Source organism: Roseibium sp. LAB1, from assembly GCF_054658235.1.
In genome coordinates, this window is the sequence record NZ_BAAGIB010000001.1 from 651772 (window position 1) to 668636 (window position 16865).

The following is a 16865-nucleotide window of genomic DNA, read 5'->3' on the forward strand; positions in this document are numbered from 1 at the left end:
AAGAGCCGTTTTCACGGCGTCTGAATCTGAATAATTTTTCCGGAAAAAGTTTTACGGGGGCCATTTGGGCAGATCGGCACACCCTGGAATCACGACTTGTTTGAACTCATGAGTTACGCCGAGCTGACCCGGACACAGATCCATTCCGCATGGTCAGGCTTAGATAAAGAAATATTTTTCTTTTCTTATTGACACCCCTATCAATGGGTATCAAATAAAGAAAGTAAGATATTTCTTTATTGGAGTCCTCCATGTCCTCCGTCGTCCCATTTCCCCGCGCAACCGCAGCATCCCCCTCACGTGCACGTGGTCTTTATCAACTGGTGGCACTCCTGCGAAAGAAGCTTGGCAACACCCGTTTTCTGCGCTCCCGACGTCAGCCCATTCCGGACGATCTTCTTCTGGATGTCCTGAGCGACAACGGCCTGCGAGCACGTGAGGAAATCCGGCGCAGGCCGGTCATAAGCGGCCCCTGGCGTTAAATCTCCCGCAAAGACAACGCGTTGAGCATATGGACAGCGTCCCGACCCTCTCTCCCTGGAAATTGAGGGGCGCAACAAAAAACCGGCACCTTTCGGCGCCGGCTCTTTTTCCGTTTCACTGGGTGACCGTTACTCGGCTGCTGCCAGGAACTCCTTGGAAGTGGCCTTGTTGTCCGAGCCGCCGTCGTTGCTCTTGTCGAGCTGCTCCAGAAGAACGCGGCGCTTCTCGGCTGCCTTCTCGATATTGGCATCCTTCACCGGACCGAAGCCGCGGACGAGGTCCGGAACCCGGGCAAGTTCAACCAGCAGACCGTAATTGCCTTCCGGCAGCCGCTGCAGGATTTCACCGATATCGCCTTCATACTGGCTGACAAGTGCGCGCTCGGTCTTGCGTTCGGCTGTCCTGCCAAACGGATCGTACCATTTGCCGCGCATGCCCTTGAACTTCGCCAGGAAGCTGAAGGCCGAGAAGATCCAGGGGCCGAACGCTATCTTCTGAGGACGGCCGGTCTTCGGATCCTTGCGATGCGCGAGAAACGGCGGCGCCAGATGGACTTTCAGCTTTTTCGGATCTTCAAAGCGCTGCGCGATCTTCTGCTTGAACGCGGGATCGCTATAGAGCCGCGCAACTTCATATTCGTCCTTGTAGGCCATAAGCTTGAACAGCATGTCGGAAACCGTCTGCGTCAGGCGCAACGTACCCGGACCATGCGCTTCGTCGGCCGCTTTGACCTTGCCGACGAGATCCAGATAGCGCTGCGCATAGACGGCATCCTGGTAAGACGTCAGCTCCTGGGCATTGAACGCGATCTTTTCGTCGATGGTGAAGACCCGCGGCTTGATTTCACTCGGCAGCGTCTTCAGAAGCTTTTCCGGATCGGCGGCCAGCACGCGGCCGGCGCGGAAGGCCTTGATGTTGTTCTTCACGGAAGCGCCATTGAGTTCAAGCGCGGTTTCGATGGCGTAGTCCGACACCGGCAGTGCGCCACTCTGGAATGCCATGCCGACCAGCAGCATGTTGGCAAAGATGGCATCGCCCAGAAGTTTTTCCGCCACGTCGGCCGCATTGACGGGCAGATATGTGCCAGATGCCTTGCGCAGAGCGCTGTCCATCTGCTTTTCGTCAAAGGACAGCGTCTGCTTCAGCACGAATTCCGCGGTCGGTGCCACCTTGGTGTTGGCAACCGTCAGCATGTGGCCACGATGGGCAAGCGCGAGCTGGTCCGCATTTGCGGCCACCACCATGTCGCTGGCGATCAGAAGATCGAGGCTGGCAGCGGGAACCCGCGGGCCTTCAATGGACTTGTTACCGGCGGCAAAACGCACGTGCGAGGTCACCGGGCCGCCCTTCTGGGCAAGGCCGGTCATGTCCAGCGTGGAAGCCTGCTTGCCGTCAACATGGGCCGCCATCGCCAGAATGGCGCTGATGGTGGTCACGCCCATGCCGCCGATACCGGCGACCAGCGTGTTCCAGGTGCGATCGAGCGAGGCCAGTGTCGGCTGTGGCAGGGTTTCCACCAGAGCGTCGATATCGACATCGGCCTTTTTCGGCTTCTTCAGCGCTGCCCCCTCGATTTCGACAAAGGATGGGCAGAAACCCTTGATGCAGGAGAAATCCTTGTTGCAGCTCGATTGGTTGATGACGCGCTTTTCACCGAAGGGCGTTGCCAGCGGTTCGACCGACAGGCAGTTGGACTGGACAGAGCAGTCGCCGCAGCCTTCGCACACCCGGTCGTTGATGAACAGGCGCTTATCCGGGTCCGGGAACAGGCCACGCTTGCGCCGGCGGCGTTTTTCCGCGGCACAGGTCTGGTCGTAAACAATCACGGACACGCCCTTGAAGGACTGCATTTCAGTCTGCACATCCATCAGCTCGTCACGGTGATACACCTTGGTGCCCGGTGCGATCGGCGACCAGGAGCCGTAGGTTTCAGGATTTTCCGATACGATGGCGATGCGCTCGACGCCTTCGGCTTCCAGCTGGCGGGTGATTTGCGGCACGCTCAGCTGGCCGTCCACCTTCTGACCACCGGTCATGGCAACCGCGTCGTTGTAAAGGATCTTGTAGGTGATCGGAACATTGGACGCGAGCGCCTGGCGGATCGCCAGGATGCCGGAATGGAAATAGGTGCCGTCGCCGACATTGGCAAAGACATGGCTGTCACCTGAGAAGGGCTGCTGCCCGACCCAAAGCACACCCTCGCCACCCATGGCGATCTGCCCTTCGGTCGTCCGTCCGGCCATTTCAGTCATGGCATGACAGCCGATCCCCGGCAGAGAGCGGGAGCCTTCAGGCGTATTGGTAGACGTTGAGTGAGGGCAACCGGAACAGAAATAGGGAATGCGGGCAGCACGTTCCGCGTGGCCCTGGGCCCACATGGCCTGCTTGGTCATGCGGTCGGCAACGGCGCGCATTTCTTCCGAAACCACGTCCTCCGGCAGCCAGGTCATCAGACCTTCGATCAGTTCGGCGACAGACAGTTCCAGCACATCCGACAGGAACGGCGTGCCGTCCGGGCGGCGCTTGCCCCAGATTTCCGGCCGGCTCATTTCCGGCCAGTGATAGGAAATCTCCTTGATCTGGCTTTCCATAAAGGCGCGCTTGTGCTCGACCACCAGCAGGCGCTCGACGCCGCGGGCAAAATCGCGCAGGCCGAGCGGCTCCAGCGGCCAGCTCATCGCCACCTTGTAGACCCCGAGGCCCAGCGCCTTGGCAAAGTCCTCGGTAATGCCCATCAGGTCGAGTGCCTGGAGCAAATCCCGGTAGGCCTTGCCCGACGCCACGATGCCGTATTTCGGGTTGGTTCTTGTGCCGAAGGTGACACGGTCGAGACCGTTGGTTCGCACATAGGCCTGGGCGGCCGGAATGCGAAGGTCGCGCACCAGACGTTCGGTTTCGAGACGGTTGCCGAGAAGCAGATCGCGGTTCTGGTGATAATCCTTGCGAGGGTCGCCTTCCAGCGGACGGACTATGCGCAGTCTGTTCGGCGAGATATTGATCGTCGCCGATGCATCCATCGTGTCGGCCACACAGATCAGGGCCGTCCAGAGGCTGGTGAAGCGGGACATTTCCAGTCCGTGCAGGCCATAGTCGAGCACGTCCTGGATATCGGCCGGATTCAGAACCGGGATTTCCGCATGCTCGAAATAGAATTCGCTCTGCGCCGGCAGGATCGAGGATTTCGCCAGGTGGTCGTCGCCGGCAAGCGCAAGAACACCGCCGTTGCGGTCGGTGCCCGAAGCGTTTGCCTGGCGCAATGCGTCACCGGCACGGTCGACACCCGGCGCCTTGCCGTACCAGATGCCGAAGACGCCGTCATAGGCAGTTGCCCGTCCGACACCGCCCTCGCCGCGCAGCTTCTGACTTCCCCAGACAGCTGTCGCGCCCAGCTCTTCGTTGACGCCCGGCTTGAAGACGACGTCATATTCCTTGAGGTGGCGGTGGGCACGCATCAGCTCGGTATCGTAACCGGCGAGAGGAGACCCCCGGTAACCGGAAATGAAGCCGCCCGTCTTCAGGCCGGCCAACTGGTCCAGACGCGCCCGATCGAGCGCCAGCCGGACAAGCGCCTGTATGCCTGTCAGATAGACCCGTCCTTCCGTGGCGACGTATTTGTCCTCCAGGGTAACGGTTGGCATGTGCACGTTCATCCGAATTCCTCCTCAACCGACATCTGGGGCAATGGCCCTTCGCGGCAACCTCACATATTAGGTAATATCATCCTTTTCTCAGGCAATTTCTGTGCTATCGTCACGGCCAATCACCCAGAGGCAGAATAAAAATTCCTAAAATATCCAATGACCGATAAATATCTTCTCGACCCGTCAGACATACGTGTTCTGCGTGTGCTGCAACGGGATGCGTCGCTCTCCATTGCCGAAGTCGCAAAGGAAGCGGGCATGAGCCAAACGCCTTGCTGGCGCAGGATCAAGCGCCTGAAAGAACAAGGAATCATCCGCCAGATCACTGCGATTATCGACCGCGAATCCGTGGGTCTCGGCTTCGTGGCCTATTCCTTCGTCAAGCTTGCGGTTCCAAGCCGCGAGAACATGGAAACCTTCGACAAGCTGGTGCATCACTGGCCCGAGGTCGTTACCTGCGAGCGCATCACCGGTGCGGTTGACTATCTTATCAAGGTCGTCACCGATGATATCAAAACCTACGACAATTTTCTGCGGCTAAAGCTGCTCGACAATACGCTTGTGTCCGATGTGCAGTCTCGCATTGTCGTCAACACCGTCAAGGACACTGTCGCCCTGCCCTTGCGGGAAAACTGACTCTTCTCTTCGAATGACCGCGCCTCCATCGGACCTGATCCGAACCGGAGGCGCAACCAGCCAACACCGAAAAATCCCGTCCCTCAAGAACACCGCGCATCCGGCCTGTTGCCGGATGAACTTTACAGGGTCGTCGTCCCTTGAACTCTTGCGGAGGGTGTCAGGTGGCGAACCGCAGCGGAGACAATCCCGCCGGATCCAGGAACGGCTGCTTGCCGGCAATCAGGCTGGCCAGCAGACGACCGGTGACCGGCCCGAGCGTGAAACCGTCATGAGCATGGCCGAAATTGAGCCACAGACCCGGTGTCTTGGCGGAAGGCCCGACCACTGGCAGCGAATCCGGCAGGCACGGCCTGCTCCCCATCCAGGGCTGATCCTGCAGCGCGCGGCCAAGGGGAAACAGGTCCTCGGCCCGTCGTTTCGCCAGCTTGACGACTGCCGGATTGGGCGGCGCGTCCCTCTCGGCCAGTTCGACCCCTGTTGTCAGACGAATGCCGTTGTCTGTCGGCGTCAGGGCAAAGCCGTTTTCGACATCCACCACCGGCCGCGACAGTGACGCGCCTGACAGCGGGCGGTAATGCATGTGGTAACCACGCTTGACTGCCAGCGGATAGGTTTCCCCGAGGCGGGTCAACAGATCCATGGACCAGGCTCCAAGAGCCACCACCGCCTGGCGGGCAAACACCGTGCCGAGTTCCCCCTCAATTTGCCAGCCTCCGTGCTCCTGTTGCAACTTCAGGGCATCGGCGCGGAAATACCCCCCGCCTTCATAGACAAAGTGCCGCCAGAAGGCATCGACCACGGCACCGGGATTGGAGACCGAGCAACTTTCCGACCAGTGAACGCCTCTCAGGCCTTTTGCATTCAGCCCCGGTTCAAGCGTTCCGATGTCGCCGGCAGACATCTCGCGATAGGCAACGCCGAACACCCTTGCGTATTGCCGTTCTATCTCGCTTGCCCGAAAGGCCGGCTCCGAGCGGTAAAGATGCAGCCAGCCACCCTGGCGGTAGAAGCGATCCGCATTGGTCGCATGTGCCAGATCGAGATGTTCCTCGACCGCGAAGGCTCGGAGCGGGGCGACCACACGGGAATAGGCTTCAATCCCGCGGGCGCTGCCTGCCGCATGGAACTGGCGAAGCCACGGCAGCATGCGCAGGACGGTCGCCGCGTCCAGGGAAACGGCACTCGACCGGCCGAACAGGATCCCCAGGAGCTTGAGCGGATGCGTTGGCACGGCATGCGGTACGAAACCGTTGCGCTGGACAATGCCCGCATTGCCGAAAGAAGCTTCTTCGCCCGGGTGTTTTCGGTCAATAAGCGCAACCGAAAGGCCCAGACGTTGCAGATGCAGCGCCGTCGACACGCCGACGATGCCGGCGCCTAGCACCATCACGTCGAAGGATTGCGTCTGCCTGTTTTTTGCTGTCATGCCTGTTCCGGTCGGTGCCGTAATGCTGGCTTCCAGGATCCGGATCCTTTAAGAGGCGAGGAAGTGCCTGCCACAACTCGCGGTTCGGAGGACAACTTAAGATGATTCGACGGTGCGGTGCAGGCCTGGCATGGATCGGGCGCAACGGAACGGCCGCCCTTGCTGTGAGTATCTTCATCGGCATGGCCTTGCCGGCCCTGTCCGCCTATTTGCGCCCCTATCTGAGCGTTGCCGTCTTCAGCCTGCTGACACTGGCCTTTCTGCGGGTTGATACCTTCGCCATCCGGATGCGCCTGCGCCGGCCGGCCCTTCTGATTGCGGCCCTCCTGTGGATGATGCTCGGCGCGCCCCTGTTGACCTGGCTCCTGATAGATGTCTCGGGTCTGGAAGCGCTCGGCCCCGATGTGATGCTGGCCCTGTTCATCGCAACTGCCGCTCCACCGGTGATGGCGGCTCCGGCGTTCATCTATTTGCTCGGCCTCGACGGTACCCTCAGCCTGACGCTTTCCGTTGCCGCGCTGATTGTCACCCCGCTGACGGCCCCCTTCATTGGTGAGATGATACTTGGGCCTGCGCTCCCTCTCAGCGTCGGCGGCCTTGCCATACAGCTGTCGCTTCTGCTCACAGGAGCCTTCGCCGTATCGCTTGCCTTTCGCAAACTCGCCGGTGAAGAGCGTCTGGCGCGCTCCTCCCATCACATCAGCGGTCTCAATGTGTTGCTGCTGCTGGTGTTCGCCATCGCGGCCATGGACGGCGTCGCCGCAAGTTTCGCCGCCAAGCCACTGTTCACGCTGGGCCTCACCGCCATCACCTTCTGTCTCGCCCTGGTGCAGATCGCTCTCAGCCTGCTGCTGTTTTCGCCGGCGACACGAGAAGACGCCTACGCGATTGCCCACACCTGCGGCACCCGTAACATGGGTTTGATGGTGGCTGCCTTCGGCGGCACGCTGCCCGAATTCACCTGGCTGTGGTTCGCGGTCGGGCAGTTTCCGATCTACATGCTGCCGCTGTTCCTGAAGCCCTTTGTCCGGGTGTTCTGCCGTCTGAACGTCAAAACTGTGACGTAGCCCACCAGACAGACGGACGTGCTAGGCTTACGTCTTGCAAGGTCAAACACTTCGCATGAGGAAAGTGCCGTGCCCGTTCTGCCTGCCACCATCAAGACCCTGACCGCCTGGACAAACCGCAGTCTGCTGTTAGCTGTAACGCTCGTTCTGACCGGCGCGGGGCTCGCTTCTGTTGCGCATGCCGGAGACACCGCCGAGCTTCAGCTTCTCGGGTTTTCCAGAAACGGCGACTTCTTCGCCTTCGAACAATTCGGCGTCCAGGACGGCTCCGGTTTCCCCTATTCGGAAATCTTCGTTGTCGACGTCATTGGCGATACCTGGGTGCCGCCCTCCCCCTTCCGCCTGCGCAAGGACGTCGACCCGGGTCCGGGCGATGCGGCTGACAACGCCCTGTCCGGCACCCGGGCGGAGAACCGTCTTGCCGCGCAGCCCCTGCTGCAGGAAAAAGCCATTGCGGGCAAAGGCCAGACCGTCGGCTTCAATCCACGCACGGAATTGACATCCGATCCCCACAAGATGCTGGTCGCCACCCGCGACGGTTTCCTGTCCGGTGACGATCCTGTTGACCTGACCCTTTCGGAATACCCCTTGCCGAATGCCCAGTGCCAGAGTTACGGCGCCGACACCAAAGGGTTCCGGCTGACCATGGTGCATAACGGCGTTACCCGCATCCTGAACGAGGACAACAGCCTGCCCGAAAGCCGCCGCTGCCCGCTGGCCTACCGGATCGAGCGGATCGTCACCCATTTTCCTGACGAAGCCCCTCCGGTCTTTGCCATCCTCATTCAGATGGACAGCCTCGGCTTCGAGGGCCCGGACCGCAGATATCTGGCGATAACGGGACGGCTTTAGGCTTCTAAACCGATTGAGGCAGGCGCGGGCATCTTGCCCAGCCGCATCAGAAGTGCTAGCGCGGCGGCACCATCAGAAAACGGGACTATGACGGGCCCGTCAGGCCTGTCCGGGAGTTTGCCATGCCGCGCGACATCAAGATTGCCCCCTCCATCCTCGCCTCCGATTTTTCCAAACTCGGCCAGGAAGTCCGGGATGTGGTGGAAGCGGGAGCCGACTGGATCCATCTCGACGTGATGGACGGCCATTTCGTGCCGAACATCACCTTCGGCCCGGATGTCATCGCCAAGCTGCGCCCACACACGGACAAGGTCTTCGACACCCACCTGATGATCGCCCCTTGCGATCCTTACCTGGAAGCCTTCGCCAAGGCCGGGTCCGACATCATCACCGTTCATGCCGAGGCCGGTCCGCATCTCGACCGCTCGCTGCAGGCCATCCGCAATCTGGGCAAGAAGGCCGGCGTCTCGCTGAACCCGTCCACACCGGAAAGCGTCCTTGAATATGTGCTCGACCGGCTGGACCTCATTCTGGTGATGACGGTCAACCCCGGTTTCGGCGGCCAGAAATTCATCCACTCCCAGGTAGAAAAGACCCGCCGCATCCGCCAGATGATCGGCGACCGCCCGATCGATCTCCAGATCGACGGCGGTGTCACCCCGGAAACCGCCCCGCTGGTGGCTGCTGCCGGTGCCAATGTTCTCGTGGCAGGCTCAGCCGTCTTCAAGGGCGGCACGGTGGAAAGCTATGCCGGCAATATCTCGGCGATCCGGAAGGCTGCAGAAGAAGCTTGAGGCCGGCGTTCAGCGTGAGAACGCGCTTTGGTCGACGGGAATTCTTCAGGTAACAACCTGAGCAAGCGGCCCATCCTTCGAGACAGGCTTTCAGCCTTCCTCAGGATGAGGTGGTGGGGGCTGTGAGGCTGTGAGGCTGTGAGGCAACTTGCACGTCAGACTTTCCACACGATCCCCCTCATCTTGAGGAGGACCGCCAGGTCCGTCTCGAAAGATGGGCTCCAGGCACCGGCTTCACCCCTGACTGCCGGACACATGCCAAATACTTCCACATCGCGTCTTTCCGTCGAGACAATCCCTCGGTTAAGCTTCCCCCGTTAAAGACTGGGGGAATCGTCTTGGCGCATATGCAACGCAGTATCGGTCTGCTGGGTCTCACCTTTGTGGCGATCAGCGGAATTCTCGGATCTGGCTGGCTTTTCGCCCCATTGATGGCCGCGCAGGCGGCCGGGCCATCGGCGCTAATTGCCTGGGTAATCGGCGGCTTTGCCATGCTGCTTCTGGCCGCCACTTTCGCCGAAATCGCGACAATCCTGCCAGTTGCAGGCGGCATCGGACGGGTGCCACATTTCTCCCACGGGTCGGTTGTCTCCGTGACAATGGGCTGGACAGCGTGGGTCGGCTACAACACCACCGCCACCATCGAGGTGGAGGCCGTGCTGCGCTACTCCAAGAGCCTTGCGCCCTGGCTGTACGGGTCGGGTGAACTGCTCAGCCCCGCCGGGTTGGCCGTGGCCTGCGTTCTCCTGGCAGTCTTTACCGTGCTCAACGCGTTTGGTGTGCGTTTTTTCGCCCGTCTCAACACCGCGCTGACCTGGGTGAAGATCCTGGTTCCGGCCCTGCTGGCAGCCGTCATCCTCACGTCCGAGTTCCGATACGCCAATTTCAGCGAATATGGCGGTTTCGCTCCGGAAGGTTTGAAAGGCATCCTGTCGGCGATTTCCACCGGTGGCGTAATCTTCGCCCTGATCGGTTTCCGGCACGTGATCGACATGGCGGGCGAGGCCCGCAATCCGAAAGTGAATGTGCCTTTGGCACTGGTGATCAGCCTTGTGGTCTGCCTCCTGATCTATGGCGGCCTGCAGCTCGCCTTTCTTGGCGCTCTCGATCAGTCGCAACTCAAGCAAGGCTGGGCGGCGCTCAGTTTCCCCGGCGAACTTGGCCCCATGGCAGCGCTCGCAACCGCCGTCGGGGCCCTCTGGATCGTCAGCATTCTGGACAGCAGCGCCCGCATTTCCAGTTTCGCCTCGGCGCTCGTCTCCGTCGGCTCGAACGCCCGTCTCGGTCTGGCGATGGCTCAGAACGGCCTGTTTCCGAAATTCATGGAAACCCTGTCGGCGCGCGGCGTGCCACTGTTTGCGCTTTTGATCAACTTCGTCGTCTCCACGCTGTTCTTTTTCATTCTGCCGTTCAACGAAGTGATCGCCCTCAACACGTCTTCCATCGTGTTGTCCTTTGTCGTCGGCCCTGTTGCCGTGCTGGCCTTCCGCCATCTGATGTCCGATGTGCCCCGCGCATTCGTTCTGCCGGCAGCGCCTGTTACGGGGTGCCTTGCCTTCGTGGTTGCCAGCCTGATCATCTACTGGAGCGGTTGGGACACGATGCTGCATCTCGGCGTCTGCCTGCTCATCGGCTTCGTGCTGATGATCTACCGCAACAGCAGGGGCGGTTTCGACAGCCTCGACTGGCGTGAAGCAGCCTGGCTTGCGCCCTATCTTGCAGGCCTCGTCTTGATATCCTGGCTCGGGTCCTTTGGCGGCGGTGCGGGCTATCTGCCAGTCGGGCCGGATATTGCCGTGGTCTCCGCACTGGCGGTCGTGATCTACATCCTCGCGGTTCGTCTGAGGCTCCACCAGGACAAGTTCGATCTTTACATGGCCGAGGAAAAGGCCGACGAGCGCATGGAATACGGCAACGCCACGTGAGGCCTGCCGGGATCCGGCTCAGCTGAACCGGCGGCCCGGAACAGGTTTTCCGGTCTGCCCCGGCAGTCTGTCCTTCAATCCTGAGGGATAGAGTTCGAGCCCCTTGGCAGCCAGTTCGTCCAGCGTGATCCAGCGCGCCGTCCCGACGGTATCGTCGTTTATGTCGTAAACGATCGTATCCATCCGGTAGTAGCTGTTGTCGATGAAATGGGCGTGGCACAGGAACAAGACTTCATGGCCTGTAACGCCGTGATGATCGTAGATGTTCTCCATCACGATGTAGTCGTCGAGCAGGGTGATCCTGGCGCCAAGCTCTTCCAGAAACTCACGCTGAAGCGTGTCCCGCCAGGGTTCGCCGAACTCCACCGTCCCGCCCAGCGGCCGCATGCCGGTAATACGGCCGGTGTCGTTACGAACTTCGGACAAGAGCAGCGCGTCGTCCTGCCAGATCAAGGCAAGCGCCTTGACCGCAATCGTGTTAGCCGGCCGCCAGATCGTCATCCGTGTCTCCTCAAAGACAGTCGTATCGCCATCGTGTGCACCGTAAAATTCACATTCGAGCACCTTGCTGCAAGCAAAAACCGCCTCTCCTCATTGAAGGGGCAGCGCCCCTCTGCTATTCCGCAGCCAGAATTTCCATACATGAGGTCCATTCGCCGATGATCCCGCGCTATTCCCGTCCCGACATGGTTGCCATCTGGTCGCCGGAATCGAAGTTCCGCATCTGGTTCGAGATCGAGGCCCACGCCTGCGACGCTCTGGCTGAACTCGGGGTCATTCCGAAGGAAGCGGCCAAGACCATCTGGGAAAAGGGTGGCAGCGCCACGTTCGACATCGACCGTATCGACGAGATCGAGCGTGAGACCAAGCACGACGTCATCGCCTTCCTGACCCATCTGGCCGAGATCGTCGGTCCCGATGCCCGTTTCGTGCACCAGGGCATGACCTCTTCCGACGTCCTCGACACCTGCTTCAACGTGCAGCTGGTCAAGGCAACCGACATGCTGTTGGCCGACATGGACGCACTGCTCGCCGCGATCAAGCGCCGGGCGATGGAACACAAGGACACGGTCTGCATCGGCCGGTCCCACGGCATCCATGCCGAGCCGGTGACCTTTGGCCTGAAGATGGCCGAAGCCTATGCCGAGTTCGACCGCTGCAAGAAGCGCCTTCTGGCCGCTCGTGAGGAAATCGCCACCTGCGCCATTTCCGGCGCGGTCGGTACATTCGCCAACATCGACCCGGCGGTGGAAGAACACGTCGCCAAGGCCATGGGCCTTCAGGCCGAACCCGTCTCCACCCAGGTGATCCCGCGTGACCGCCACGCCATGTATTTCGCGACCCTGGGCGTGATCGCCTCTTCCATCGAGCGTGTGGCAACGGAAGTCCGCCATCTTCAGCGCACCGAGGTTCTGGAAGCGGAAGAATTCTTCTCCAAGGGCCAGAAGGGCTCGTCGGCCATGCCGCACAAGCGCAACCCGGTCCTGACCGAGAACCTGACCGGTCTGGCCCGTATCGTCCGCGGCTTCTCGATCCCGGCCATGGAAAACGTGGCGCTCTGGCACGAGCGCGACATTTCGCATTCCTCCGTCGAGCGCATGATCGGTCCTGACGCGACCATCACCCTGGATTTCGCGCTTGCCCGCCTTACCGGTGTCATCGACAAGCTGCTGGTCTATCCGGAGCGCATGATCGGCAACATGGACCGTCTCGGCGGTCTGGTGCACTCCCAGCGCATCCTGCTTGCCCTCACCCAGGCCGGCTCCTCCCGCGAGGATGCCTACCGCCTGGTGCAGCGCAATGCCATGAAGGTTTGGGACAGCTACCAGGTGGCAGGTGCAGCCTCCGTCGACTTCCTGACCGAACTGCTGAACGACCAGGATGTGCGCAAGTATCTGTCCGAAGAAGAAATTCGTGACCGCTTCGATCTTGGCTATCACACCAAGAATGTCGATGTGATCTTCGAACGGGTGTTCGGCGAAGCGTAATTCGCCATTGGAAAACCGGTCGGTTCGTCCTCCCGGACGCTGCGAAGCGTAGATCCGGGATCGGAGAGCCAGGGTATTTCCAACGCAACGGGAGTGCCACGGCAAAGCCTGTGGCTCTCCGGTCCCGGCTCGCACTTCGTTTGGCCGGGATGGCACCGGAATGTAAAACGAAGTCAGCGATGCCCGCAGGCATTCGCCTCACTTTTCTCTTGAGAAGGGAGTTCGGTTGTGTCCGGCGAAAAGTCCCTTGTTGCCTGGCAGCGCGTCGAGGCGCTGTTCGTCTTTCTTGCCGCGCTGGTCCTCTATTTCTGGACCGGGGCACCCTGGTTGACATTCGTCATTCTCTTTCTGCTGCCCGACCTGTCGATGCTGGGTTATCTCGCCAATCCGCGCATCGGTGCCCTGATCTACAATCTCTTCCATACCTATGCCGGCCCGGCCCTCATGATGGGTCTAGGCGTGATCCTCACCGACTACGATTTTGACCCTTACGCCTTCTGGGATTTTGCTCCGATCTCGATCATCTGGACGGCCCACATTGCGTTTGACCGGGTTCTGGGTTACGGCCTGAAGAACCCGGAAGGGTTCAAGATCACCCACCTTGGCCGGATCGGCCGACAGGATAGCTGAACCATGAAAATCGCCGTTGTGTCGGACATTCACGGCAATGTCCTGGCCCTTGAAGCCGTGCTGGCAGACCTGAAGCTGGAAGCACCGGACATGATCGTCAATCTGGGCGATTGCATTTCCGGTCCGCTCTGGCCGGAGGAAACCGCAACCATCCTGCGCGAGACCGCCTGGCCGACCGTGCGCGGCAACCACGACCGCATCGTCCTGGACAATCCGATCGAGACGATGGGACCGACCGACGTGTTTGCCGCAGAGCGTCTGTCCCGGGCAAGCCGCGACTGGCTGGCAACAAGCCAACCGACCATCCGCCTGACCGACGAGATTTTTCTGTGCCATGGCACGCCGGACAATGACGACCGCTACCTGACCGAAAAAGTGGAAGGACCGAAAGGACATCTTCCGGACGAAACCACCTTGCTTGCGGAACTGAAGGGCGAGACGGCCCCTGTTGTCTGCTGCGGTCATACGCACATTCCCAGGGTCATCCGGTTGCAGAAAACCGGGCAGGTGCTGCTCAATCCCGGCAGCGTCGGCCTGCCGTCCTACGAAGACGACCACCCGCACCGGCATGTCATGGAAGCCGGAAGTCCGCACGCCCGCTATGCCCTGATGACCAACAACCACGGTGCCTGGAACTTTCAGGAAAAGATCCTGACCTACGATTGGGACAAGGCGTCGGCAGAAGCACAGAAAAACGGGCGTCCGGGCTGGGCACGGTCGCTGAAACACGGGTTTTACGGCCCTCTTTCCTGAGAGAGCTGCGATCACAATTGACGGAGCATGACACTTTCGCGGAACGAAGCCGGACGGTCCACGTTTTCTATCCATGAGTACCATGGAGTAAGTGATGCCGTTTTGGAAATCCGTTTTAAGTCATGCAGCTATCGGCGGTTTCGCCTTGTGCCTGGCTCTGCCATCCTTCGCCGCTCCGCTGCCGTTCTACCAGCCTGCGCCCGCGCGGGTTCAGACGCAATCGGACGCCCCGGCAAACGTCATACAGGTCGACCACAGGCGAGGTCACAATCCCCATCGCGGCTACTACAACCGTAAGGGCCGCCACTATTACAACGGCCACCGGGGATATCGGAAGTATCGCCAGGGGTATCGTCGCTACAACGGTTGGTGGTTCCCGCCGGCGGCCTTCACGTTCGGCTTCGGCGTCGCCCCCGCACCCCGCTATGTTGCCCCGCCCCGCTACGCTGCTCCGCCGCGATATGGCCGTGGCTACAGCCCTGCCCACTATCAGTGGTGCGGCCAGCGCTACCGGTCCTACCGTCCAGTCGACAACAGCTTCCAGCCTTATCACGGACCGCGCCGTGCATGCGTCTCGCCCTACGGGCCGTGAGTGCTGCCAACGCTTGCCAAACGAAGAGCCGGTCCCCAGGGCCGGCTCTTTTTGCATTCCCTTCAATCGTCATCCCCCCATTGCCTGCACCGATTGACAAGCGCACGGAAAAACTGCGAGAGAGCGGCACATCCTTGAAAGCGAAACAAAAGGTGTAGCCCGTGAAAATTTCAGACACCGATATTCTGCTTGTTCCAGGTTACGGTCGGACGTTGCCGGGCCACTGGCTGCTGCGCTGGCGCGACAAGATGCCGACAGCCCAGGTCGTGAAACAGGCCGAACTGCACCGCCCTAACAAGAAGGAATGGCTGGAAACGCTTGTCGAGGCAATCGATGCTGCCGAGCGGCCTGTCGTGCTTGTCGCCCACTCGCTTGGCTGCATCCTGGTTGCCCATGGCGCTCATGCGCTGAAGGGCAAGATCGCCGGCGCTTATCTGGTCGCGCCGTCCGATTGGGACCGCGAGGGACTAGTGGCCGAGTTCGATGGCGGTGATTTCAAGCCCATTCCGGAGCACCCGCTGCCGTTCCCGGCGCATCTTGTTGCCAGCCGGGACGATCCTTATTGCGACTATGCACGCGCCGAGCACTTTGCCAAGGTCTGGGGCACCACCTTCCAGGATGCCGGGGCCGCGGGCCACATCACCCTGGAAAGCGGCCACGGCCCCTGGCCGGAAGGCATGATGTCCTTCGCCCATTTCATGAAAAAGCTTGGCTGACGGCGCTCACGCGCGCGCGGACGATGCGTCCATCAGCGCTCCGACCCGTGTGGCCACCCAATAGCTCACCGGAATGGCAAGCGCGGCGCCTGCCGCCGCGCCGCCGACAAGCAGCAGTGCGTTGAAGTCGCCGACACCATAGATCGACAACGGAACCAGAGCTCCAAGGCCCGCAAGCGTCGGGCCGATGATGATGAACAGGATCAATGCCAGTTTCCACATGAGGGTCTCCCATCGGGAAAGCGGCGGTTCTCCGTCCTGAGCACCACGGTTAGCAGCGATGATTATGAGACATAATCACCCTTGCCGTTAAAGCTCAGAACCGTCGCGGTTTCAATATTTCATTACTTGCGTAATAACGAAACTTACAGCATTGACCCAAGTCAAATACGTGCGCGAATATCCTGCATCAATAGCCGGCGGTCGGTCCTGCGCCGGGCTCTGAAAGCCAGGCAACTTCCTTGAGCGCACCCCGGGCGGAATGATCGAGAAAGAGCGTGTCGACCCCGTGCGACATCAGCCGGAAACCCTGATTGTAGGCTTCCTCGACCTTGTCGGCATTGAGGCAGAAAATCCCGGCAAGTTTACCAGCGGCAATGGCCTTTTCCGCAATCTCTCCGGCAACCTCTCCCGTATGGGCCCCGTTCGGGTCAAGTGACGCGCCTTTCGACAACGCGAGAGAAAGATCACTCGGGCCGACGAACACGCCGTCGAGACTTTCGACACTCAGAATCTCGTCAAGCGCGTCGATGGCGTCCTGGGTTTCGATCATGGCAAAGGCCAGGGTCTGGGCATTGGCGTTTTCCAGATACTGGTCCCGTGTCTGCCCGCTCAGCATGGCTGCCCGGAATGGCGACCAGCTGCGCTCGCCCACCGGCGGATATTTGACGGCCCGTGCAAAAGTGTCCGCATCCCGGAAGGAATTGATCATCGGAGCGATGATGCAATCGGCACCCATGTCGATCAGACGGCCGGCAAGAGCGTTGTCACCGACGGGGATGCGGGCGATGCGATGTGCCCCGGCCAGGGCAATGGCAGCCATTGCCTCGCAGGCGGAGGCAAAATCATACATGCCGTGCTGAAGATCGAGTGTCACCGCCTCGTAGCCCGAGCGCGCAAACAGCTCCGGAACCATGGGTGCGGACAATTGGGACCAGCCGGTGATGACGGCTTTTCCGGAACGCAATTTGTCGGCAAGAAAGGCATTTTCTGACACGGGACGACTCCTCCGTTAGAGGAGGTATCAAATCCGTCTGCCTACACAACCGCAAGCGCTCTTTTTGCAATTCTGGAAGCTTGGTTGACGCAAATGGAGAAAGCGACTTTCTTCTGTGCCGCTGACAGTCCGTGTCTGCCGGC

General features: G+C 60.5%; 16 protein-coding genes. 11 read left to right on the forward strand and 5 right to left on the reverse strand.

All coding sequences use genetic code 11. The features are described 5' to 3' along the window. The first annotated feature begins 251 nt into the window (after positions 1 to 251). Positions 252 to 482 (forward strand): hypothetical protein, encoded by a 231-nt coding sequence (locus ACYQ54_RS03120; RefSeq protein ID WP_460079238.1) that lies wholly within the window; start codon positions 252 to 254, stop codon positions 480 to 482. A gap of 129 nt (positions 483 to 611) precedes the next feature. On the opposite strand, the gene ACYQ54_RS03125 is transcribed toward ACYQ54_RS03120, so the two are convergent. Continuing rightward, the gene (locus ACYQ54_RS03125; protein WP_460079239.1) at positions 612 to 4133 is read right to left on the reverse strand and encodes an indolepyruvate ferredoxin oxidoreductase family protein; all 3522 of its coding nucleotides are present in this window, start codon (positions 4131 to 4133) and stop codon (positions 612 to 614) included. Between the two features lie 147 nt (positions 4134 to 4280). Between ACYQ54_RS03125 and ACYQ54_RS03130 the strand changes: the two genes are divergently transcribed. Next, positions 4281 to 4760: an Lrp/AsnC family transcriptional regulator gene (locus ACYQ54_RS03130; RefSeq protein ID WP_248159419.1), complete on the forward strand. Its 480-nt coding sequence runs from the start codon at positions 4281 to 4283 to the stop codon at positions 4758 to 4760. A gap of 160 nt (positions 4761 to 4920) precedes the next feature. On the opposite strand, the gene ACYQ54_RS03135 is transcribed toward ACYQ54_RS03130, so the two are convergent. After that, positions 4921 to 6189 carry an NAD(P)/FAD-dependent oxidoreductase gene (locus ACYQ54_RS03135; protein WP_460079240.1) on the reverse strand — a complete coding sequence of 423 codons (1269 nt, stop codon included), beginning with the start codon at positions 6187 to 6189 and terminating at the stop codon, positions 4921 to 4923. Between the two features lie 101 nt (positions 6190 to 6290). Between ACYQ54_RS03135 and ACYQ54_RS03140 the strand changes: the two genes are divergently transcribed. From ACYQ54_RS03140 to ACYQ54_RS03155, 4 genes are all read left to right on the forward strand, one after another. Further along, on the forward strand, positions 6291 to 7256 hold the full coding sequence (locus ACYQ54_RS03140; RefSeq protein ID WP_460079242.1) for a sodium:proton symporter: 966 nt from the start codon (positions 6291 to 6293) through the stop codon (positions 7254 to 7256). A 69-nt stretch (positions 7257 to 7325) separates the two neighbouring features. Continuing rightward, on the forward strand, positions 7326 to 8108 hold the full coding sequence (locus tag ACYQ54_RS03145) for a DUF2259 domain-containing protein (protein WP_460079244.1): 783 nt from the start codon (positions 7326 to 7328) through the stop codon (positions 8106 to 8108). A 122-nt stretch (positions 8109 to 8230) separates the two neighbouring features. Beyond that, complete coding sequence (rpe, locus tag ACYQ54_RS03150) at positions 8231 to 8902, forward strand: ribulose-phosphate 3-epimerase (RefSeq protein ID WP_460079246.1); 672 nt, start codon at positions 8231 to 8233, stop codon at positions 8900 to 8902. A gap of 347 nt (positions 8903 to 9249) precedes the next feature. Beyond that, entirely contained in the window at positions 9250 to 10827 is a 1578-nt protein-coding gene (locus ACYQ54_RS03155; protein ID WP_460081659.1) for an APC family permease, read from the forward strand. 18 nt (positions 10828 to 10845) lie between these two features. Here ACYQ54_RS03155 and ACYQ54_RS03160 read toward each other — a convergent pair whose 3' ends face one another. After that, positions 10846 to 11328 (reverse strand): NUDIX hydrolase, encoded by a 483-nt coding sequence (locus ACYQ54_RS03160; RefSeq protein WP_460079247.1) that lies wholly within the window; start codon positions 11326 to 11328, stop codon positions 10846 to 10848. Between the two features lie 158 nt (positions 11329 to 11486). Between ACYQ54_RS03160 and purB the strand changes: the two genes are divergently transcribed. The 5 genes from purB (at position 11487) to ACYQ54_RS03185 (ending at position 15506) form a co-directional block, all read left to right on the forward strand. Continuing rightward, a complete protein-coding gene (gene purB / locus ACYQ54_RS03165) occupies positions 11487 to 12815 on the forward strand; it encodes an adenylosuccinate lyase (RefSeq protein ID WP_460079249.1) in 1329 nt (442 codons plus the stop codon). A 228-nt stretch (positions 12816 to 13043) separates the two neighbouring features. Then, complete coding sequence (locus tag ACYQ54_RS03170) at positions 13044 to 13445, forward strand: DUF4260 domain-containing protein (RefSeq protein ID WP_460079251.1); 402 nt, start codon at positions 13044 to 13046, stop codon at positions 13443 to 13445. A 3-nt stretch (positions 13446 to 13448) separates the two neighbouring features. After that, entirely contained in the window at positions 13449 to 14198 is a 750-nt protein-coding gene (locus ACYQ54_RS03175; RefSeq protein WP_460079254.1) for a metallophosphoesterase family protein, read from the forward strand. A gap of 94 nt (positions 14199 to 14292) precedes the next feature. Beyond that, complete coding sequence (locus ACYQ54_RS03180) at positions 14293 to 14790, forward strand: BA14K family protein (RefSeq protein ID WP_460079257.1); 498 nt, start codon at positions 14293 to 14295, stop codon at positions 14788 to 14790. 161 nt (positions 14791 to 14951) lie between these two features. Then, positions 14952 to 15506, forward strand: a complete 555-nt coding sequence (locus ACYQ54_RS03185; protein ID WP_460079259.1) for an RBBP9/YdeN family alpha/beta hydrolase — start codon at positions 14952 to 14954, stop codon at positions 15504 to 15506. Positions 15507 to 15512: 6 nt separating this feature from the next. Here the strand turns inward: ACYQ54_RS03185 and ACYQ54_RS03190 are convergent, their stop codons facing one another. Together ACYQ54_RS03190 and ACYQ54_RS03195 are read right to left on the reverse strand one after the other, a co-directional pair. Further along, entirely contained in the window at positions 15513 to 15728 is a 216-nt protein-coding gene (locus ACYQ54_RS03190; protein ID WP_460079262.1) for a hypothetical protein, read from the reverse strand. 187 nt (positions 15729 to 15915) lie between these two features. Further along, a complete protein-coding gene (locus tag ACYQ54_RS03195; protein WP_460079264.1) occupies positions 15916 to 16722 on the reverse strand; it encodes an HpcH/HpaI aldolase family protein in 807 nt (268 codons plus the stop codon). Between the last annotated feature and the right edge of the window lie 143 nt (positions 16723 to 16865).